This window comes from Klugiella xanthotipulae, from assembly GCF_006716695.1.
Taxonomy (GTDB): domain Bacteria; phylum Actinomycetota; class Actinomycetes; order Actinomycetales; family Microbacteriaceae; genus Klugiella; species Klugiella xanthotipulae.
The window spans coordinates 1,300,188-1,320,976 of the sequence record NZ_VFPN01000001.1; the positions used below are offsets into that span (position 1 = coordinate 1,300,188).

14 protein-coding genes are annotated in these 20,789 nt (G+C 66.2%); 9 read left to right on the forward strand and 5 right to left on the reverse strand.

Annotation, left to right across the window (positions count from 1 at the left end):
• Positions 1-118: 118 nt before the first annotated feature.
• Together FB466_RS05895 and FB466_RS05900 are read right to left on the reverse strand one after the other, a co-directional pair.
• The gene (locus tag FB466_RS05895; protein ID WP_141916616.1) at positions 119-3,010 is read right to left on the reverse strand and encodes a tetratricopeptide repeat protein; all 2,892 of its coding nucleotides are present in this window, start codon (positions 3,008-3,010) and stop codon (positions 119-121) included.
• A 124-nt stretch (positions 3,011-3,134) separates the two neighbouring features.
• Positions 3,135-5,000 (reverse strand): HSP90 family protein, encoded by a 1,866-nt coding sequence (locus tag FB466_RS05900; protein ID WP_141916618.1) that lies wholly within the window; start codon positions 4,998-5,000, stop codon positions 3,135-3,137.
• 209 nt (positions 5,001-5,209) lie between these two features.
• Here FB466_RS05900 and FB466_RS05905 point away from each other — a divergent pair, with 209 nt between their 5' ends.
• From FB466_RS05905 to FB466_RS05915, 3 genes are all read left to right on the forward strand, one after another.
• Positions 5,210-5,776 carry an NADPH-dependent FMN reductase gene (locus tag FB466_RS05905; protein ID WP_141916620.1) on the forward strand — a complete coding sequence of 189 codons (567 nt, stop codon included), beginning with the start codon at positions 5,210-5,212 and terminating at the stop codon, positions 5,774-5,776.
• Between the two features lie 373 nt (positions 5,777-6,149).
• Positions 6,150-6,404 (forward strand): hypothetical protein, encoded by a 255-nt coding sequence (locus FB466_RS05910; RefSeq protein ID WP_141916622.1) that lies wholly within the window; start codon positions 6,150-6,152, stop codon positions 6,402-6,404.
• A 114-nt stretch (positions 6,405-6,518) separates the two neighbouring features.
• A complete protein-coding gene (locus tag FB466_RS05915; RefSeq protein WP_141916623.1) occupies positions 6,519-7,283 on the forward strand; it encodes an SGNH/GDSL hydrolase family protein in 765 nt (254 codons plus the stop codon).
• A 75-nt stretch (positions 7,284-7,358) separates the two neighbouring features.
• Here FB466_RS05915 and FB466_RS05920 read toward each other — a convergent pair whose 3' ends face one another.
• Positions 7,359-10,829 (reverse strand): bifunctional proline dehydrogenase/L-glutamate gamma-semialdehyde dehydrogenase, encoded by a 3,471-nt coding sequence (locus FB466_RS05920; RefSeq protein ID WP_141916625.1) that lies wholly within the window; start codon positions 10,827-10,829, stop codon positions 7,359-7,361.
• Positions 10,830-11,096: 267 nt separating this feature from the next.
• Between FB466_RS05920 and FB466_RS05925 the strand changes: the two genes are divergently transcribed.
• Positions 11,097-12,779, forward strand: a complete 1,683-nt coding sequence (locus tag FB466_RS05925; RefSeq protein WP_170206043.1) for a PucR family transcriptional regulator — start codon at positions 11,097-11,099, stop codon at positions 12,777-12,779.
• Positions 12,780-12,846: 67 nt separating this feature from the next.
• On the opposite strand, the gene FB466_RS05930 is transcribed toward FB466_RS05925, so the two are convergent.
• Together FB466_RS05930 and FB466_RS05935 are read right to left on the reverse strand one after the other, a co-directional pair.
• Positions 12,847-13,242, reverse strand: coding sequence for a RidA family protein (locus FB466_RS05930; RefSeq protein WP_141916628.1), 396 nt, complete (start codon positions 13,240-13,242; stop codon positions 12,847-12,849).
• 49 nt (positions 13,243-13,291) lie between these two features.
• Positions 13,292-14,062, reverse strand: a complete 771-nt coding sequence (locus tag FB466_RS05935) for an IclR family transcriptional regulator (protein WP_141916630.1) — start codon at positions 14,060-14,062, stop codon at positions 13,292-13,294.
• Between the two features lie 120 nt (positions 14,063-14,182).
• Here FB466_RS05935 and FB466_RS05940 point away from each other — a divergent pair, with 120 nt between their 5' ends.
• The 5 genes from FB466_RS05940 (at position 14,183) to FB466_RS05960 (ending at position 20,676) form a co-directional block, all read left to right on the forward strand.
• On the forward strand, positions 14,183-15,040 hold the full coding sequence (locus FB466_RS05940; RefSeq protein ID WP_141916632.1) for a fumarylacetoacetate hydrolase family protein: 858 nt from the start codon (positions 14,183-14,185) through the stop codon (positions 15,038-15,040).
• 63 nt (positions 15,041-15,103) lie between these two features.
• A complete protein-coding gene (locus tag FB466_RS05945; RefSeq protein ID WP_141916633.1) occupies positions 15,104-15,538 on the forward strand; it encodes a cupin domain-containing protein in 435 nt (144 codons plus the stop codon).
• Positions 15,535-16,446, forward strand: a complete 912-nt coding sequence (locus FB466_RS05950; protein ID WP_141916635.1) for an acyl-CoA thioesterase — start codon at positions 15,535-15,537, stop codon at positions 16,444-16,446. Before FB466_RS05945 ends, FB466_RS05950 begins: the two co-directional genes overlap by 4 nt.
• Before the next feature lie 193 nt (positions 16,447-16,639).
• On the forward strand, positions 16,640-18,286 hold the full coding sequence (locus tag FB466_RS05955; RefSeq protein WP_141916637.1) for an AMP-binding protein: 1,647 nt from the start codon (positions 16,640-16,642) through the stop codon (positions 18,284-18,286).
• The gene (locus FB466_RS05960; protein ID WP_141916638.1) at positions 18,286-20,676 is read left to right on the forward strand and encodes a bifunctional salicylyl-CoA 5-hydroxylase/oxidoreductase; all 2,391 of its coding nucleotides are present in this window, start codon (positions 18,286-18,288) and stop codon (positions 20,674-20,676) included. Before FB466_RS05955 ends, FB466_RS05960 begins: the two co-directional genes overlap by 1 nt.
• The last annotated feature ends 113 nt before the right edge of the window (positions 20,677-20,789 follow it).

A 20,789-nucleotide genomic window follows, 5' to 3' on the forward strand; every position in this document is an offset into this window, starting at 1 on the left:
CCCTTCCCGTCGGGGTCCACAGTACCGTGAACGGGATGAGGAATACCCGAGGCCCGGCCTACCGCCCTGCGCGGGTGCGGGCACGGTCGAGTTGGCGATCCACGGCGGCCATGATGCCCTACTCCCCGGTGGTCGGCTCGTCACCCGTCGGGGTGATCCCGGCGCGCACCTCGGCGGCCTCACCATGCCGACCCACGCTTTCGAGGGTGTCTGCGAGCCGGACTGCCATGGCGGCCCAGTTGGAGGAGCCCTCCTCAAACCGGGAACAGGCCGAGCGGAAGAGGCCGATGGCGGCCTCGGGGTCGGTATCGGCGATGCGGGTCGCGGCGTAGTACTCCGCGGCCCCGGCCTGCGGAAGCAGCTCGACCTGAGTGAAGGCGTCGGCGGCCCGGAGGGCCATGCTCACGGCCTCCTCCAGGCGGCCGAGCGCCCCGAGGGCGCGGGCCGTGTCGTCGAGGATGTCGGCGGCCCAGGCCTCCGCTCCCAACTGCTCCACGATTCGGTGCGCCTCGGCGAGGGTGTCGAGGGCCTCCTCCGCCCGAGCGCACTGGGTCTGGGCGACGCCCAGCTTGTGCAGTGCGGCTCCGATGAACTCGGGGTGTTCCGTGGTTCGGGCCGAGGCGAGGGTGATCTCCGCCACCTCCACGGCCGCCTCATCCCGGAAACGCAGGAGTAGCGTGGTGAGCGAGGTGCCCACCTCGTGAAGGAGGGCGGCTCCGTTGGCCTCCTCGGCGAGCAGCCCCAGGGCGCGGTTCCAGGCCCAGTAGCCGAGGCCGTACTCTTCGGAGTTGTACGCCGCGCTCCCCATCCAGTACAGGGTGCTTGCAATGTCGAATGGAGCCGCCGTCTCATCGGCATCCAGCACGCGGTACACGGCGTCCAGCTGTTCCAGCGCCTCCATTGGGTGACCGGCATACAGAAGGTGGCGACCCAGGGCGCTGCGCAGTTCCAGCACACGGGGGCTTTCGGCCCGTTCGGCCTGGGTGAGCGCGTAGAGTATCCGCTGCACGGCCTCCTCCGTGCGCCCCGCGTTGCCCAGCAGATTGGCCGAGTAGTCGGCGACCTGGATGATACCGCCGCGCACGTCATACGTGACCAGCGCGTTGAGGAGGTCCTCGGCCCGGGCAATGGCCGTGGCGCTGTCGTTCTGGGCTGTCGCCGTCTGACTGCGGCGGAACAGTGCCGACAGCTGAATGAAGGTGCTCTTCGTGGGTTCGGCGAGGATGGCGTCGAACTCGTGGATGGCGTCATCAATCCGGTCGAGTGCGAGCAGGGCCTCCGCGTGATGGAGGCGCGCAACGCCCAGCAGATGCAGCGAATCATCGCGTGCGGCGAGGGCCACCGCTTCGGCGCTGAGCGTCTCCGCTTCGACGGCGAGGGCAGCCGCTTCGGCAGCGCTCTGAGGGCTGCCCGACACATCGAGAAGGGCCCGGATGAGAATCTGTGTATTGCCCCCGGCCCGGGCCCCGGTCACCCGCTCGCGCAGGGTGGCCAGGCGGGTGTCGGCGTCGTCGGGGGCTTCCTCACCGACGGGGTTCTCGTTAAGAACGGCATCTCGGAAATCTGCGTACTCGGTGAAGCCCGCAGCCCGCAGGACGGCGTTGGCGCTGCGCTGCGCTTCGGCGGCGAGAGCGTGCTCCGCGCGGCGGGTATACAGCAGTGACTGGGTTCCCCACAGTTCGGCATGGGTGAGCGCGGTGGCGATGCGTGCCGGGTCGGTTCCACCGTCGGTGGGGGTCTCCGCGAGGGCCAGTCCGGCCGAGACCGCGGCCTGTGTGGCCTCACGGTCTTCCGAGAACAGGGCCGCATGGGCGAGACTGAGCCACTCCGCGGCCGACTGCGGGGTGGCTCGCACCGGCTCGGGTGCCCGGAAGCTTTCGCTCTGGATGCGCACCTCGTAGTGTTCGGTGGCAAGCGCCCGCGCCTCGGCGAGGCGGGTGCTGAAGTGGGTGTTGCCGTTGCGGGTGTTGAATTTCTCGGCGAGGCTCTCGGCGGCGACCCAGCAGGCTGCCGCGAGCTCCGCGGCCGTCCAGGAGGTGTCGCGCTCACCAAGGTACCCGTGGAGTCGGGGGGCGTCGGCACCACGGACGGGCTGGTGGCCGTGGCCCGCGCGGGTGACGGCATCCAGCAGCACCGCCATGGCGGTGAAGGTGATGAAGTGGTCGAGGAAGTTGAGCGGGTCGCCGACCACCCGACCGATGTGACGCTCCAGCATCGCGAGCCCGCGGGCCTCGTTTCCGGTGACGGCGCAGAACACGAGGTGGTCGGCAATGATGGTGATGCCGTCGAGTTTGCTGCGTGAGGCCCGGTAGCTGCGCAGGTGGGCGGTGCGGGCATCGTCCAGGCGGCCGGCGCGCAGGTAGGGCAGTAGCACCTCGGCCTCGCTGCGCTCCGGCTCATCGCCACAGCTGAAGTTGTTGGCGAAGATCTCGTCGTAGAGACGGACGGCCTCGGTCTCGTCGCCGAACACCCGGTAGAAACCCGCATCCTCTCTGCGAACGCAGGCCTCGCAGTGGCTGTAGTCGTCACGCTCGATCAGGTCGCGCTCCGCGCGGAGGCGGCGCGCCTCATCCAGATAGCCCATCGGTACCGCGACGCCCAGCTTGGCCTGTAGCACGCCGCTCTGCGAGAGACCCGCCTCCCGGTAACGGCGCTCCATATCGCCGTGGATCTCGGTGATCTTTTCGAGAGGAAACAGCGGGTTGACTCCGAGTGCCTCGGAGATCCACTTGAACTGCCAGAGCAGATCGCCCCCGTCCGTCTCGTAGGGGTATCGGAGGGGGTCGCTGTCGTGCATCCCCAGGCACCAGGCAAATGAACTCAGGAGGGTGTCATGGTCTCCCATATTGAAGGCCAGGTTACTGAGTCGCATCCGGGCGGCGTACGCCAGATCGTTGTCACCGCTCTCCTCGGCCTGGCGGATGGCCTCGTCGATGAGATTGCGTAGCTCCGGTCCGTAGGGAAGGTTGTCAATCTGTTCCAGAATATCGGCGCGGGGGGTGTCAGACATGGGGGTCCTCGGGTGTTGGGGTGGTGGTGTCGCTTGTCAGCCCGGTGTGCGAGGAGGTCTGGGTGCGACCTATAGCGACGAGCTTAACACCGTTGTGATGGGCGTACGCTGTGGGTGCGCGGCCCTAGTCCAGCCCCACCGAGAGCTGGATGAGGTCGGTCATGGCCTGCCCCAGCATCCCACGATCCGCGGTGCTCAGCGGGCGGTGTCCGGCGAGCAGCGCCTGCACGTAGAGCAGCTGGATGCTGCGGTCAAAGACCACCGGGTCGTTCAGCCCGGCGAGTGTGCGCACGAGTTCACTGCCCCAGTTGAGGCAGAGCTGGGCCTGGGCCGTCGCCGCTGCTTCCTCGCCCTGGGTGGCGGTGAGGAAGCTGTCCACATTCTTCACCACCTGTGACCACAGGCCCGGTGCCACCGTCGCGGCCTTGGTGCGCTCCATGCGCTTGAGCACGGCCGGGTCGGCCACGTATAGCGCTGGGATGTCGTGCGGGTTGAAGGAGCGCACCGACACCCGGCAGTCCACCCCGGCGAGTACCGCGGAGGCGCGGTCCTCCAGCGAGACCACCCGGTCGCGGTCAGCGAGCGGTGGGATGTCGAGGCTGTCCAGCTCGTCGGCCACCGTCACCCGCTCGGTGGGCATCCCATCGTTCAGGAGCGGCAGGCGCTCGAAGAGGTCGTTGTCGTACACGTAGCCGCCGTTGGTGATCGGGGCGTCGGCTGAGGCGATGGGGGCGAGCTGGCGAAACTCGTCCACCGTGGAGGTGTAGCGCAGTACTCCGTACTGGTCGCGGTAGTCGGCGAGGGTCATGGTACCCACGGAGGTTTCGATGCGCAGCCAGTTGACCACAGACTCCGCAAGCTCATCGTCGTACACGGCCAGCGCCTTGAGGCCCAGCTCGTGAATCTGGATGAACTCCTGAAGGCGGTGTGGCCTCGTCGCCGCCATCAGGATGATCCAGCGACGCACGGCCGCCCCGATCTCCTCGCTGGTCTGTTCCAGGGCTCCGCTGGCGACAAACTGTTCCCGGGATGCGGTGGGTTGCAGCCCTGTCGTGTCGATCACGCAGCGCACAAAGAAGGCCCACTCGGGGAGCAGATCGTCGATGCTCTCGCTCAGCAGCATCCCGCCCAGGTAGGCCTGGTGCGCCTGGCGTCCGCCGGGGCGGGGCGAGTAGGGCAGTACAAATGCGGTGCCGCGGGTGCCGGTGCCGGGTACCACGATCTCAATCGCGTCGAAGGGCCGTCGGCCCAGTATCTTCTCCCCGAACGCCATCAGCTCTTCGCTGGGCTGGTCGAAGGGTTTGCTGAAGAGCGGTTCGGCGTTAATGTCGGTCCAGCGGATGCCGTGGGCCGTCTCCGAGACCACCTCCGCCACCTGGATGGGCAGCGGCAGGTAGCGCCCGTAGCTTTCCGCCAGGCGGGTGACAGTTGAGGACATCAGCAGGGTGCTGTCGTCGGGGCGCGGGCTGAGCCGCACCTCGGTGCCGATCTCCAGATCGCGGGCCTCGCGCTCGTCCAGTTCGCGGATGGTAAACGTGCCATCCGTGTGCCCCTGCCATTCGATGGGGGCGTCCCCGCGGGCAGAGCGGCTGCGCACCGTGATGGTGTCGGACACCATGAAGCAACTGAGCAGGCCGATACCAAACTGGCCGAGGTAGTCGTCGCGGCGCATATTGAGCATGTCGCGTTTGGAGGAGCGGCCCACGGTGGCGAGCAGCTCGGTGGCCTCCGCGCGGGTGAGGCCGATGCCGTTGTCGCGGAAGACAAATGTGGGGGTGGTGGCCTCGTTGGCGTCGAGGGGGATGATTTGGAGTAGCCCATCCGGGGCGGCCAGGTTGTCGGCGTGGCGGGCGGCCACGGCATCCCGACCGTTCTGGATCAACTCGCGCAGGAACACGCGGGGGCTGGAGTAGATGTGTCGGCTGAGTAGATCGACGACCCCACGGAGATCAACTTGGAAGGGGGTGGCTGCGTTGGGCAGGGTAGTCATGTGGGATGCTCCTAGCGGAACGGCCGCGGGGCGACCGGTGGGTGATGGTGTTGCCGTGGGTCGCCTCAACCCCGCGAGCCCATCCGCCGATTATACGGTTTTAAGCTGGACCGATTGACGCGTACCCGGCGGGTACCGCGCAGAGGAGATCCCCGGATTTCCGGCACGGGACGCTGGTTCAACGTGTCTGCGCGGTTTAGGCTGCCCCTGTGATATCTCAACGGGTAGCGGTCATTATCGGCAGCACGAGGGCCAACCGGATTGGCCCCGAGATTGCGGTCTGGGTGCGGGATGCCCTTCGGGAGGGCAGCAGCCTCCACTACGAGCTGGTTGACCTCGCGGAGGTGGCCCTCCCGTTTCTGGATGAGCCCCGGATGCCCGCCCTCGGCGAGTACGCTCACGCCCACACTCGTGCGTGGAGTGAGTTGATTCTTTCCTTCGACGCTGTCGTTTTTGTCTTTCCGCAATATAACGGGGGATATCCCGGGGTGCTCAAGAACGCCGTCGATTTTCTGTATGCCGAGTGGCGGGATAAACCGGCCGCTCTGGTCAGTTACGGAACGCGGGGTGGTAACCGGGCGGCGGCCGGGTTTCTCGCCGTACTCAACCGTCTCCACCTGCGGGTGATCGATACGAGCCTGGAGCTCGCGCTGCCGGAGGCCGACAAAGACGCCGCCGGTCACCTCCGGGAAGTCGAGGCCACCCTGGCCCCGTACCGCGATCAGGTTCGTGCGCTTGATGCCGGTCTGACGGCGGCGCTCGCCGCCCCCGCCTAGACCGCCAGAGGCCATCAATCCCAATGGCTCATATTGGGTATTCGGACTTTTTTAGTGCGAATAATATTTCGGGAGCGAAATTTCGGTTGGAAATTTATTTGCACGGATTCTTATTGATTCTGATAGCGTGAAGATAATTCAATATTATATTTCAAGGATGCGCTTTAGTGTTTTTGTTATCTAGTCGATAAATCGTTCCGGGGGGGGCAATTAAACATTTTTATGAAAAAGCGAAAATGTGGGTTATGAAGGGCGAATCAAAATGGTATTAGCCGGGTTTGTTGGTGTCTTTCTTGGCGTGTTGACGGCGGGAACTCGTGTCCCCCGGTTGCGGTGGCCGGAATTTCTGAGTGCCTGGCTTCTGCTTGTTGTTATGATCTATTTCTTTTTTCTTCGGGAGCCGGGCGTACCTTATGATGGCTACGCATTTTTTGTTGGTTTCTTTGTCGCATCCACGGTCTATGCGGGTGTGCTGTGGCGGCGCGAGAAGCTCGATCCGCGCCTGAGCGTATGGGGGTGGGCCTGGCGAGATGTGCTACGCCCGCGCTATCTGCGGCTTCGTTACCGCGAGTCGCTGAAGGTTGAGGCGTGCGACTCCGAGGTTGGACCGGCTGTGAACCGTGGGTGACTTTTCTCCCCCAGACCGACTTTTTTACCCGGTCTGGGAGAGAAAAGTCACCCACAGCGGGGTGGGATGCGGGGTGTGGCCCGGGCCGCGCGCATCCGGCCGTATGCTGGGGGAATGTCAGAGTTGAGATATGTCGCTCTAGGTGACAGCTTTACCGAGGGTGTGGGCGACGATCAGGCTGACGGTCGGGTCCGCGGCTGGGCCGACCTCGTTGCCGAGGGGCTTGCGGAGGCTGAGGGTGGGCCGATTCGCTACGCCAACCTGGCCATCCGTGGTCGTCTGCTGGGGCCAATCATCGACGAGCAGCTGGAGCCGGCACTCGCCCTGGGCCCCACCCTCGTGACCTTCAACGGCGGGGGCAACGACATCCTGCGCCCCAGGGCCGATCTACCCGCCCTCATCGCGCGCACCGAGAAGGTGTTTCGCCGCGTGCACGAGTCGGGCGCACAGCTGATCGTGCTGAGCGGAGCCAACCCCACACGCGGCCTTCCCCTGCGTGAGGCCATTCAGGCTAAGGGCGATCAGCTGAACGCGATTGTGCGCGACCTGGCTGCCGACCTCGGCGTGCCATTCGCCGACAACTGGTCCGACGAAGAACTCATAGGCGCGCAGTACTGGTCCACCGACCGTCTACACCTCAACGCAACGGGCCACCACCGCGTGGCCGCGCGGGTGCTGGACGCCATGGGCTACGCCGCCCCGCAACGCTGGGTCGTCACCGCCCCGGCCCCCGAGCGCGCCCCGGGCTTCCGCGACAATGCCGCGTATTACCGCCAGCACGTGATGCCGTGGATTAAGCGCCGATTGACGGGTCGTTCGTCGGGTGACGGACGCGTGGCCAAGTACGCGGAGTGGGTCGAGATCGGGCCGCGGGGATAGTGGGGGAGCTGCACGGTGCAAAGCGGGCCACGAACCTCATCGTGACCCGCTTCGCGGTTGCTGCGGCGGATAGGTCTAGATAACGCCCTCGGACCAGGCGTCCGGATTGCCGAAGCGGTGCGCCGTGATGGTCACGGACTGCTCCCGCAGGAAGGGCAGGATCTCCACTCGCCCGGCCAGCGTGACCGGGTCCGTGTAGAGGGCCACATCCACGCGGCCGGCGAGGGCGGTGTGGGCGTCGCCCGCGGGTGTGCCGGGGGCGGCGACCACGCGGATGCGCGGCAGCGGCGTCTCGGCCAGGCCGCCCAGCCAGGCGGCATCACTCTCGGTGCGTACCGTGATATCGGCGGTGCGGGCGGCGCGCACGATGGCGTCGGGCAACTGAATGCCGCAGCTCAGGTCGGTCGTCGTGGCGGGCGAGGCGACCACGGCGCGCACGGCGGCCAGAATCACCCGAACGGCGTCATCCTGGCTGGCACCCTCACGAACGCGGATGCCCGTGCCGAGCGGCAGGTAACGGAACACATTGCGCTCCACGCCCAGCGCCGACACATCGGTGCTGGCCCCAAACTCGGCTCGCCAGGCGGCCTCGTCGAGCAGGGCGGCGGTGCGCAGGGCAGAGTCCTCCCCGGTGAGGGCCCCAGCGGCATCCAACACGGCGTTCACACGCGAGTGCAGCGGGTTGACGGGTGGTGCGGACGCCACCTCGGTGGGCTGCCAGGAGCCCAGGCCGTACAGGTAGTTCGGGCCGCCGGCCTTGCTGCCCGCGCCGATGGCCGAACGCTTCCAACCGCCAAACGGCTGCCGACGCACAATGGCCCCGGTGATTCCGCGGTTCACGTACAGGTTTCCGGCCTGAACCCCGCTCAGCCACTGGCCGAGCTCCTCGGGGTCGAGGGAGTGCAGCCCCGCGGTGAGACCGTAGGCGGTGCCGTTCTGCACGCGGATCGCGTCGGCCAGCGTGGGCACGCTCATTACGCCGAGCACCGGGCCGAAAAACTCGGTGGTGTGAAAGCGGCTGCCCTCGGTGACCCCCAGGCGGATGCCGGGGGAGAAGAGACGGTTGCTGTCATCGAGTTTCTCGGGCTTCACGGCCCAGGTTTCGCCGGTATCCAGCGTGGTGAGGGCCCACTCAAGCTTGCCCGCGGCGGGTTCGATAATCGGCCCCATCTGTGCGGCTGCATTGGTGGGGTAGTCCACGCGCAGGCTCGAGGCCGAGTCGATCAGCTGATTGAGGAAACGTTCGGATTTACCCATCGAACCCACCAGGATGACGAGGCTCGCCGCCGAGCATTTCTGGCCGGCGTGGCCAAACGCGGAGTAGACCACATCGGCGACGGCCAGGTCGATATCGGCGCTCGGCGTGACGATAATCGAGTTCTTACCGCTCGTCTCGGCCAGTAGGGGCAGATCATCCCGCCACGAGCGGAAGAGCTCGGCGGTCTCGTAGGCCCCCGTGAGGATGACGCGCTCGACCAGCGGGTGTGACACCAGCTGCTTGCCCAGGACGCTTTCGGCCATGTTGGCCAGCAGGAGGACATCGCGCGGGACGCCAGCATCCCACAGAATCTCGGCGATCACGGCCCCGCAGCGCTTGGATAGCGAGGCGGGCTTCATAATCACGGTCGAGCCCGCGGCCAGCGCGGAGACAACCGAGCCGGTGGGGATGGCGATGGGGAAGTTCCACGGTGGTGTTACCACGGTCAGTCGAGCGGGGGTAAAGGATGCCCCCTGGACACTCTCCAGCAGTTCGGCCTGCTCGGCGTAGTAGGCGGCAAAGTCGATGGCCTCGGAGACCTCGGGGTCCGCCTGTTCGACCGATTTTCCGGTCTCGGCGGCGGCAATCTCGATCAGGTCGCCGCGGCGAGCCTCCATGCCCTGCGCGGCGCGGCGCAGGATGGCGGCGCGGGCGGCGGCCCCGCCCGTGGCCCAGGCGCTCTGGGCGGCGATGGCGGTTGTCACCATCTCCTCCACCCGGGCGGCATCGCTCACTCGGGCGGCGGCGATGGTCTCAACACCCAGCTGCGAGGCGGGGATGTTGGTGATGATCTGGCTAGCCCACGCCCGATTCTCGGTGAGCGAGGAGTCGGTGTCGGCGGCGTTCTCGAACGGAGCGGCGGGCAGGGGCGCCGCCTCCGTGAGTCGAGACTGTTGGCGGTTGGGGCCGGGTACCACGTCATCTACGGCTGCGAGCGAGGCGAGGAAGCGGTTCTTCTCGCGCTCGAACAGCTCACGGTTGGTTGAAAGCTCGAACACGGCCGACATAAAGTTCTGCGGGCTGGCGTTCTCTTCCAGGCGGCGCACCAGGTAGCTGATTGCCGCGTCGAAGTTGTCGGGGTGCACAACCGGTGTGTAGAGAAGCAGATCGCCAACATCTTTCGTGATGGCCTTCGCCTGGCCCTCGGCCATGCCCAGCAACATCTCAAACTCGATCTGCTTCGTCACGCCGCGGGCCCCGGCTAGCAGGTGCGCGTGGGCGATATCGAAGAGATTGTGGCCGGCGACACCGATGCGCACGGCATCCGTGTTTTCGGGGCGGAGGGCCCAGTCGAGCACGCGCTTGTAGTTGGTGTCGGAGTCCTGCTTGGTGCTGTAGGTAGCCAGCGGCCAGCCGTGTACCGTGGCGGCGACGGTTTCCATCGCCAGGTTGGCCCCCTTGACCACGCGTACCTTGATGGGTGCGCCGCCGCGGTCACGGCGGGCCTGCGACCAGGCGGTGAGGTCCTGGAGGGCGGCGAGGGCATCCGGCAGGTAGGCCTGGAGCACGATACCCGCCTCCAGCGTGAGGAATTCGGGCTTATCCAGCAGGGTTTTGAGCACGTCGATGGTGAGGTGGAGGTCGTGGTACTCCTCCATGTCCAGGTTGATGAACTTGGGCGTGGGTGAGTTGGCCGCGAGCTGGTAGAGCGGGGTGAGTCGCTCGACCACTTTGGTGACCGTGTTGCTGTAGTCCCACAGACTCAACTCGTTGACCACCGAGGACACCTTGATCGACACGTAGTCCACGTCTGGCCGGCTGAGCAGGTTATGCGTGCCCTGGAGTCGGCGGTCGGCCTCCGCATCGCCCAGCACGGCCTCGCCGAGCAGGTTGATGTTAAGGCGGTTGCCACTCGCGGTGAGGTGCGTGATTCCGGCCCCCAGCTTGTGCTCGCGCGCATCCAGAATGAGGTGGTTGACCATCCCGCGCAGTACCCTGCGGGCGATCGGCACCACCACGCCGGGCAGCGCCGGGGCCATCACGCCGCCAGCGCCAATGGCCAGGCGCATGTAGCCGGGCAGGAAGGTGGGGGCACCCGAAGCCAGTTTCTTGAGGTTGCGGGCGGCCACGCCGAGATCTTCGGGGCGCACCACGCGGTCCACGAAGCCGAGCGTGAAGGCCAGTCCGGCCGGGTCTTTCAGGGTATCGGCGAGCAGCGAGGCCGAGGTGCTCGGCTTGTACCGTTCGCTCTCGGTGAGCCAGCGCTCCACGAGGGCGACGGTTTGCTCACCGGTGACCTCCGTGCCGGGGCGGTCGGTCTCGGAGGAGGTGGGGTGCGGGGTAGCCATGATGAGGGTCCTGACGACGAAGGGTGGTTATGCGGTCTGATGATGCGTTTTGAGCGGGATGGTGTCGTGTGGAGAGTGTTGCACGAGCCACCGACACTCGGCGGCGCGGCGGTGCGGGTGCGAGTATCCCTGCGTCCACGATAGGCGCGCAGACCCGTCAATCTTTTGGCCAATCGTTAAATAGTTATGCCATTTTCTAGTTCAGCTGCACAATGGATGCGCGGGGTGTGCCCCGCCCCACGCCCCGCCAACCAGCCAGGAGAAGCCATGCCCGCCCCACACCGCACCCCCGGCTCCGTCACCCTGCGTGCGCTCCTGCACACCGTCGGTGAGCCGCTCGTGCGCCTCCTCTCCGGCCCGCGCACCCGCGACCAGCCCCTCCGCACCCTGGCGCTCGTCGAGGCCGAGGAGCTACGCGAGCGCAGCCTCCCGGCCGCCGACGCCCTCCTACTCGTTGGCGCGCGTGATGCCCTCCTGCCCGGTTTGCTGCCGTTTGTACCCGACAACAGCGTGGTCTTTGTGAAGCTCAGCGGAGAGCCGGATGTCGGGCTCTTGTCCGCCGCCGCCCGCCGCGGAATCAGCGTGGTGCGTGTGCACCGTGAGGCCAGCTGGGACCAGCTCACGAGCATCCTGCACCGTCTGCTCGGCACGCTTGAGGCCGCCGACCCCGCCACCTCTGCACTCGCCGGTACCGTCAGTGATCTCTTCGCTCTCGCTGAGACTGTTGCTGCACAGGTTCGCGGGCTCGTCACCATCGAGGACAGTGGTGGTGAGGTGCTCGCCTACTCGCGCGCGATTGAGGGAGCCGATGAGCTGCGAATCTCCTCCATTCTGGGCCGTCGCGGCCCCGCCGATCAGATGCGCCGACTCAGCGATGAGGGCGTGCTGAGCGCCCTGGCGAGCGAGGGCAGTGTCTTGCGGGTGCCGGCCAACGAGGAACTGGGGCGGGCGGCGCGGTTGGCCGCCGGTATCCACAGCGACGGCCGACAGCTGGGCACCCTGTGGGTGCAGGAAGGCCGCGAACCGTTCTCGGCGGATGCCAACGCGCTGATTCCCGGTGCCGCGCGCTTGGCCGCCCGGCTCATGCGTGGCCGGGAGCACCCCGCGCACCGTGACGACCGGCTCGTTCTCGTGGGGCTGGGGCTCGGCGCGGAGCCCGCGGGCGAGGCCCCGCGGTTGGCCACCGTGACCGAGACGTACGCGCTCGCGTCGCTGCTCAACCCGCAGCCACACGACCTGCTCGCCGTGATCGGGGTGACGGTGCTGCCGGTGCCGGAGGTGCCCACAGTCGACACGGATGCCGTGGCCGACCCGCCCGCCGCGGAACTCACCGCCGACACCATGAGTTACCTGCGACTGCACGCCGCCAGCTACCGCAGGCCCATCGCGCTCGCCGCTCATCGCGGCACGATCTATGGCGTCGTCGCCACCTCCGACCCGGATGCCCTCCAGCACTGGGCTGCCAGCGCGCTCGCCGACGCGGGCGGCCGCTTCGGCCGTAGCCTGCGCGCCGCCGTCGCTGAGGCACCGGGGGGCATGGTCGCGTTGCCCGAGGCCCGCCGCTCGGTAGACCATTTGCTGGATGCCGTGCGCCGCGACCCTGCCCGATACCCCGCCGTGGTGTCGCTCTCGGGCCTACGCTCTGATGTGCTGCTGAGCGATATCGTTGCGCTCGTGGCCGATCAGCCGCGCCTGCGCGACCCCCGCCTGGACGCGCTGCGGGAGCACGACACGCGGTCGGGGGGCGAGCTGGTGGCGAGTATCCGCGCGTACCTGGATGCTTTTAGCGACGTGCGTGCCGCTGCCGCCGTGTTGCGCGTGCACCCCAACACGTTGCGCTACCGCCTGGGTCGGGCCGAGGATCTTAGCGGCCTGGCCCTCAACGACCCGGCGACGCGGATTGTGCTGGGTGTCTTGTTGCGGCTGTCGTGCGATGGTGCTAACGGGTGAGAAAAAGTCGAGGTACGAGGAAATAAACGTCGATCTGTGAGGAAAACTCACCCGGTGCGGTGGCGGGCTATGACCCTAGAACCGCAACCCCTTCGATCTCAATCAGGGCCTCCTTCTGCCACAGCCGGGTCACACCGATCCCGGCCATTGCGGGGTAGTTGGTGCCGGCCATCTCGCGCCAGATGCGGCCGATCTCGCGGCCGTTCTTCTGGTAGTCGTCCACATCGGTGAGGTAGATCGTCACCGAGACGAGATCTTCCGGTTTCCCCCCGGCCTCTGCCAGGGTGTCAAGCACGTTTTTAAAGCACTGCGTGAACTGCTCCACAATCCCTCCCGGCACAATATTCATGTCCTGGTCGAGGGCGGTCTGTCCGCCCAGATAAACGGTTTGACCGGCCACAATACCGTGTGCGTAGCCGGAGGGCTTGGCCATGTGGGCGGGGTTGGCTGTGAGGTGTGCCATGGGTCATCTCCTGTGATTGGTGGGGGTAATGAGGTGGGGTCGAAAACGTTTAGTAGCGCAGTTCGGCTTCGATGGATCGCGCGGTGGCAGAGAGCTGCCGCAGCAGGTCGCGCTCGTGGGCGGAGAGACGGACGTCTCCCGTAGGGTTGAGGCGGGCATCCGGGCCGGTGACGGTTAGTGAGCAGACGACCCCGCCAGCCGGATGCCGTAGTGGCACGGCCAACGCGCCGACCCCCGGTTCAGCCTCCGACATATTGCGCGCGTAGCCCACCTCGCGGGCGTGTGCCACGTGGCGGCGCAACTCGGCGGCGGTGCCGATGCTGCCGGTTGTCGGTTGCGCCAGGTCCCCCTCCGGGTAGAGCTCGGCGAGTTCGGCATCGCTCAGTGCAGACAGCAGGATCTTTCCCGCGGCGGTCGCGTGCGCGGGCAGTTGGCGGCCCACTCGGCTGGTCACTCGCATGATGTGGGGCGACTCGTAGGCCGCCACAAAGCGGGTGTGTGCCCGGGTGAGGGTCGCAAGGTGCACGGTCTCCTGGGTGGTGTCGCGCAGGGTGAGCATGTGGGGCGTGGCAATCTCGATGCAGTGCTCCACGGCCGAGGCGGTGCGGCTACCGCTCATCAGTGGCCCCAGTTGATACTTGCGCCCGGGCTGTTCCTGCTTCACAAAGTTGCTCTCCAGAAGGGTGGAGAGTAGGCGGTGTGCGGTTGACGGGCTCACAGCTAACAACTCCGAGATATCGGAGACGCCGAGACTCGGATGCTGTTGGAGCAGCTCCAAGATCTTGAGCGCTTGACTCACTGATTGCAGTGTCTGAGCCACGTCAACCCTCCTAAAAATTCCGCATGCAGGAAAAACATATCATCAAATTCCTATCTCCGGGAAATTGTGATAGCTTTCCACTCACAACACCGATTCAACGAAGAAAGGGTGTGGCCAGCCGTGAGGTTAGCAACAGTGAGTGTTTCCCCCGACACCAACCACGGGGCCCGGACGGCCGCAGCCGTTGAGTTCGACGGTACGTGGTACCGGCTCCGCGCGGCGAGCGTCAGTGAACTGCTGCTTGACCCGCAGTGGCGCGACCGGGCCACCACCGCAGCGGGCCGCACCGAGCCCCTGCCCCATCCAGAGTTTGCCACGGTTGTGCCCAGCCCCGGCAAGATCTTCTGCTGCGGCCTCAACTACTCCGAGCACATTCGTGAAACCGGGCGGGCCATCCCCGAGTACCCCACCCTCTTCGCCAAATTCGCCGATACGCTGTGCGGGCCCGAGGCCGACATCCTCCTCACGGGAGACTCGACCCGTGTGGACTGGGAGGCCGAGCTGGCCGTCGTGATCGGGGCGACCATCTATCGGGGTGACGAGGCCGAAGCATCCCGGGCTATCGCCGGGTACACGGTTGCCAACGACGTATCGATGCGCGACTGGCAGCACCGCACGCTTCAGTGGTTACAGGGCAAGGCGTTCGACGCCTCCACCCCGCTCGGCCCCGTGCTGGTCACCGCGGATGCCGTTGACCCGGCAGCCGGTCTCGACATCACCTGCCAGGTCAACGGCGTCACGGTGCAGCACGGCAACACCGCCACGCTCGTATTCTCGGCCGCGGCCCTCGTCTCCTATATCTCCCAGTTCTCCACCCTGCGCCCCGGCGATGTTGTGCTCACGGGCACTCCCGGCGGGGTGGGCATGGCCATGCAGCCGCCGCAGTTCCTCACCGAGGGCGACGTACTGACAACCACAATCGAGGGGATCGGCACGATGACGAACCGCATCCGCATTGCCGAGCCTGCGCGCGTATAGTCCCGACCCCCCACTAAACCCCGGAATCCACACACACCGTATTAACCCCGAAAGGACACACCCATGACCGACACCACTGCTGCTGTTGTTCCCGTCGTTACCCGCGCCAACGCGCTGCACGAAGACACCGGACACTCGGGCGGAGCACACCGCCTCTCCGGCGTGAGCATCCACAGCTCGCCCGCCACCAAGATCTGGTTTGGCCGCGTGAGCAACGAGCCCGGCTTCCGCTCCCTGCCCCACCACCACGGCGAGGCCGAGACCGGCGGCTACGTGCTGATCGGGCACGGCCGCATCTACTTCGGTGAGGGCTACCAGGAATACGTGGACATGACCGCCGGCGACTTCGTTTTTGTTCCCCCCTTCATGCCCCATGTGGAGGTCAATATGAGCACCACCGAGGAGCTCGTCTGGCTGACCGCCCGTACACCCGACAACATCGTCGTCAACCTCCCCGACGTGGACGACTCCACGCTGGCCGGATACCGCCGAGCATGACCCCCGCCCCCGTCGCCTCGGCCACTCCGGCGGTGGCCGCCACCGAGCCCACCTCGCAGCGGCTCCTCGACGCGCTCACCCTGCGCGCCGTCGAGCCTGAGGTGTTTGACCAGGCGTTTGAGGCCGTCACCCAACCGGTGCCCTGGCCCAAAGCGTACGGTGGCGATATGGTGGCACAATCCGCACTCGCCGCCATGCGTTCGGTGGACAGCGACCGGGAGCTGCACTCCATGCACGGCTACTTTATGCGGCCCGCCGATATCGGAGCGCCCGTGCGCTACGAGGTGGAGCTGCTTCGGGATGGCCGTGGATACTCCACCCGCCAGGTGCGCGGCTACCAGGGTGGCAAGGCCATCTACGCGGCGCTGGCCTCGTTCCACGTGCCCGAGGCGGGGCATGAGTGGGCGAGCGAGTTACCCGCGGGTGTCCCTGAGCCCGAGTCACTACCCTCATCGGCCGAGACGTTGGCGGGGGTGGATTCGGCGGCAGCCCGTTACTGGTCCTCCGAACGCAGCTTCGATATGAGGCATGTGGAGGGTCCGGTCTACCTCACGGTTGAGGGTGAACGTACCCCGCACCAGGCCGTGTGGGTAAAAGCCTACGAGCACCTGCCCGATGACCCGATCCTGCATCGGGCCGCCCTCGCCTACGTGTGTGACTACACGATCCTGGAGTCGCTGCTCCGGGTGCAGGGCATCGCCTGGACCGACCCGGGGCTGGTCACCGCCAGCCTGGACCACTCCATGTGGTTCCACCGTGCTGGCCGGGCGGACGACTGGGTGTTGTACGCCCAGGAGGCCGTGTCGGTGCAGCGCAGTCGTGGTCTCGCCCTCGGACGGTTCTACGATCGCCACGGCTCGCTCCTGGCGACCGTTGCGCAGGAGGGAATGGTGCGTTCGCCCCGCTAGGCGGTTGCACCTCCGCCGGGGCCTGGCGTAAACGGTAGGCCCCGGCTCCCCTCCACAGGCGACGACAGACGGATGCTATCCCCATCCGCGCCGTCCCGCCCCCTGTGATTGACACCCCCTCTACTCTCGTTACCACCCCACATGCGGCCGCATCACCGGCCGCATCATCTTAATTAGCTTAGGAAGGTTCGTTATGGTTCTCAGTGCAACGGCGCACGTGGATACCTTCGCCGCAGATCACTTGCCGCCTCGCGAGCAGTGGCCCACTCTGGAGTTCACGATTCCCGAGGTGCAGTATCCGGCCCGACTCAACGCCGCCACCGAATTGATTACCGACGGGGTGGCCCGGTTTGGTGCCGACCGCCCCTGCCTGCGTACGCCTGACGGTGAGGTCTGGACGTACGGCGATCTGCTGCACCGCGCCAACCAGGTGGCTCAGGTCCTCACCGAGGATCTCGGCGTTGTGCCCGGAAATCGGGTGCTGCTGCGCGGCCCCAACACGCCCTGGATTGTGGCGGCCTGGCTCGGCTCGCTCAAAGCGGGTGCCGTGGTTGTCACGACCATGCACGCCCTGCGCGCTCGGGAACTCGCACCCGTTGTGGAGCGCACGAAACCCACCGTAGCGCTCGTGGATCACCGCTTCGCCGGTGACGTGCTCGCGGTGGCCGACTCCACCCTCTCGGTAGTGTCTTATGGGGCCGAAGACTCGGGAGATCTCACCAGCCGCTGCGCTACTAAGAGCGGTGAGTTCACCGATGTGGTGACCGCTGCCGATGATGTGGCCCTGCTCTGCCCCACGAGCGGCACCACGGGGGTGCCGAAGATCACCATGCACTTTCACCGCGATATTCTCGCCAACGCGGACACCTTCGCCCGTTTCATGGTGCAGCCGCGCGAAGACGATGTCTTTGCTGGCTCGGCACCGTTTGCTTTCACCTTTGGGCTGGGTGGTTCGGTCGTGTTCCCGCTGCGGTTTGGGGCCTCATCACTGCTCGTGGAGCGGGCAACTCCGGTAGAACTCGTCGAACTGTGCCCCGACAACGGGGTGACCGTGCTCTTCACGGTGCCGACGGCGTACCGGGCCATTCTGCGTGAGGGGCGGTCCCACTTGCTGGCCGGCATCCGCGTGGCTATCTCGGCCGGGGAGCACCTGCCGCAGAGCGTCTGGCAGGAGGTCTACGAGGGCACCGGGCTCCGGCTGATCGAGGGGATCGGATCCACCGAACTACTGCACGTGTTCATCTCGGCCGCTGGCGACGATATTCGGCCCGGATTCACGGGCAAAGCTATCCCCGGATTCCGGGCCACAATTCTTGATGAGAACGGCGAGGAGGCCCCCGTGGGCGAGCTCGGACGGCTGGCCGTAATCGGGCCCACCGGCTGCCGCTACCTCGACGACGCCCGCCAGGCCAACTACGTGTGCAACGGCTGGAACGTCACGGGGGACACCTTCCGAATGGACGAGGACGGTTACTTCCACTACGAGGCCCGCTCCGACGACATGATCGTCTCCTCCGGCTACAACATCGGTGCTCCCGAGGTGGAGGGAGCTCTCGGTCAACACCACGATGTGGTGGAGAGCGCCGTGATCGGCAAACCAGACGCTGCCCGCGGTACCCTCGTGGCCGCCTACGTTGTCCTCCGTGACGGCATCGTCGGCGACGACCATAAACGCAAAGAGCTACAGGACTTCGTTAAGCAGACCATCGCCCCCTATAAATACCCGCGTGAGGTCACCTTTGTGGACAGCCTCCCGCGCAACCCCAGCGGCAAACTTCAACACTTCCGGCTGCGTGAGCAGCTTAAAGAGCAGTACAGCTACGTAGGAAAGGACAACTAATGCGCATCGCAGTCGTCGGCGGAGGCCCCGGAGGGCTCTACTTTTCCGCCCTGATGAAACAGCTCAACCCCCAACACGACATCACGGTGTGGGAGCGCAACGCCGCCGACGACACCTTCGGCTTTGGCGTGGTGTTCAGCGATGAAACACTCGGCGGTATCGAAAACGCCGACACCGTTTTCTCCGCCCAGATGGCCGAACAGTTTGCCCGCTGGACCGATATCGACGTGCACTACAAGGGAGAGATGCACACGATTGGTGGCCAAGGCTTCGCCGCGATGAGCCGTAAAGAGCTTCTGGCCCTGCTACAGCGCCGCTGCGAGTCGCTCGGCGTGACCGTGCACTACTCCACCCTGGCACCCGATACCGACGAACTCAGCCGCGACTACGACCTGGTGCTCGCCGCCGATGGCCTCAACTCGATGGTGCGCACCCGCTACGCCGACTCGTTCAAGCCCCACCTCGACCCGCGTCCCTGCAAGTTCATTTGGCTGGGCACCGATCTTGTCTTCGAGGCGTTCAAATTCTTCATCAAGGAGACCGACTACGGGGTGATGCAGATCCACGGATACCCTTACTCCGACCAGGGCAGTACCTTCATCGTCGAGATGCACCCCGATGTGTGGGAGCGTGCAGGCTTCGGTGCCAGCGCCGACAAATCCTTCCCGCCCGGGGTCAGCGACGAAGAATCAATCGCGAAAATCGCCGAGATCTTCGCCGACGAGTTGGCGGGCCACAACATCCTCGCCAACAACTCCAAGTGGATCAACTTCACCACCGTGAAGAACGAGAGCTGGAGCCACAACAACATCGTGCTGATCGGGGATGCCGCCCACACCGCGCACTTCTCCATCGGCTCGGGGACCAAGCTGGCCCTTGAAGATGCGCTCGCGCTCGCTGCCTGCCTGCATGAGCACGCCGGGGTGCCCGAGGCGTTGGAGGCGTATGAGCGGGAGCGCCGACCCTCGGCCGACTCCGTCCAGCGCGCCGCCCAGGCCAGCCTGGAATGGTTTGAAAACATTGCGCAGTATGTCGATCAGGAGCCCGTGCAGTTCTGCTTCAACCTGCTCACCCGCAGCCGCCGCATCACACACGACAACCTCAAGCTGCGCGACCCCGAGTTCACGGAGCTTGTGGACGAGACGTTTGCGGCAGCGGTCGGGACCGGCGAGACCTCAGCTCCCGCTATGTTTCAGCCCCATCGGATCGGCCAGTTGGAGCTCGTAAACCGTGTTGTGCTCTCACCCATGGACATGTACTCGGCGGTTGACGGTGTGCCCGGCGACTTCCACCTCGCTCACCTGGGCAGCCGTGCCACGGGCGGTGCTGGGCTCGTCATGACCGAGATGGTGTGCGTCTCACCCGAGGCACGCATTACACCCGGAGACACGGGTCTGTACAGTGACGAGCAGACGGATGCCTGGCGTCGCATCGTCAACTACGCCCACGCGAACTCCGCCGCCAAGGTGGGTGTGCAGCTGGGCCATGCGGGCCGCAAGGGCTCCACTCGGCTCATGTGGGAGGGTATCGACCAGCCCCTGGAGGAGGGGAATTGGGAGGTTATCGCCCCCTCCGCCATCCCCTACAGCGACAAGAATCAGGTTCCCCGGGAAATGACCCGCGCCGATATGGAGACGGTGCGAGAGCAGTTCGTTGAGGCCACTCGCCGTGCCGCTGAGGCTGGTTTCGACCTGCTGGAGGTTCACGCGGCGCACGGCTATCTGCTCTCGTCGTTCCTGTCGCCGTTGTCAAATACCCGCACTGACGTGTACGGCGGCTCGCTCGAGAACCGACTACGGTTTCCGTTGGAGGTTTTCGACGCTGTGCGAGCCGCCTGGCCCGCCGAGCGACCCCTCGGTGTGCGACTCTCCGCCACAGACTGGGCGGATGGCGGTAACCACACCGAGGACGCCGTTGCAATCGCCGAGGCGTTTATCGCGCACGGGGCGCAGTCGATTGACGTGTCCACCGGCCAGGTGGTATCGACCGAGAAACCCGCCTTTGGCCGCAGTTATCAGACACCGTTTGCCGATGCTATCCGCAACCGGGTTGCGGCCCGGCACGGTGTCACAGTGATCGCGGTCGGGGCTATTGCCTCCTACGACGACGTCAACTCGATCCTGCTCGCGGGCCGCGCCGACCTGTGCGCGCTCGGTCGCTCACACCTCTACAACCCACACTGGACCCTGCACGCCGCCGCCGAGCAAGGGTACGTGGGGGTCGGGGCCCAGTGGCCGATGCCCTACCGGGCCGGTCGCCGTCGTCCGCCGACATCCCGTACCGAGGCGGTGCGCCCCCGCCTCGAACTGGTACTCCCCGCCGAGGGGGAGCCCGTCAACAACCACGTTCGATGGACACCCAACCGGCTGGGCGAGAAGGTGAGCGTGTAGCGGTACGTCCGCGACCGGGGCCGGGTGGTGCGTGCAGCACCCGGCCCCCTCCCTCCCGCGGGCAACGACGCCCGTGAGTTACCCCGACACCACACCCTTCACCGCAGAATCGT

What these genes read in the sequence shown, in the direction of transcription:
- FB466_RS05895 (WP_141916616.1), bottom strand. Translation starts at nt 3,010, where the DNA reads ATGTCTGACACCCCCCGCGCCGATATTCTGGAACAGATTGACAACCTT.
- FB466_RS05900 (WP_141916618.1), bottom strand. Translation starts at nt 5,000, where the DNA reads ATGACTACCCTGCCCAACGCAGCCACCCCCTTCCAAGTTGATCTCCGT.
- FB466_RS05910 (WP_141916622.1), top strand. Translation starts at nt 6,150, where the DNA reads ATGATCTATTTCTTTTTTCTTCGGGAGCCGGGCGTACCTTATGATGGC.
- FB466_RS05915 (WP_141916623.1), top strand. Translation starts at nt 6,519, where the DNA reads ATGTCAGAGTTGAGATATGTCGCTCTAGGTGACAGCTTTACCGAGGGT.
- FB466_RS05920 (WP_141916625.1), bottom strand. Translation starts at nt 10,829, where the DNA reads ATGGCTACCCCGCACCCCACCTCCTCCGAGACCGACCGCCCCGGCACG.
- FB466_RS05925 (WP_170206043.1), top strand. Translation starts at nt 11,097, where the DNA reads ATGCCCGCCCCACACCGCACCCCCGGCTCCGTCACCCTGCGTGCGCTC.
- FB466_RS05930 (WP_141916628.1), bottom strand. Translation starts at nt 13,242, where the DNA reads ATGGCACACCTCACAGCCAACCCCGCCCACATGGCCAAGCCCTCCGGC.
- FB466_RS05945 (WP_141916633.1), top strand. Translation starts at nt 15,104, where the DNA reads ATGACCGACACCACTGCTGCTGTTGTTCCCGTCGTTACCCGCGCCAAC.
- FB466_RS05950 (WP_141916635.1), top strand. Translation starts at nt 15,535, where the DNA reads ATGACCCCCGCCCCCGTCGCCTCGGCCACTCCGGCGGTGGCCGCCACC.
- FB466_RS05955 (WP_141916637.1), top strand. Translation starts at nt 16,640, where the DNA reads ATGGTTCTCAGTGCAACGGCGCACGTGGATACCTTCGCCGCAGATCAC.
- FB466_RS05960 (WP_141916638.1), top strand. Translation starts at nt 18,286, where the DNA reads ATGCGCATCGCAGTCGTCGGCGGAGGCCCCGGAGGGCTCTACTTTTCC.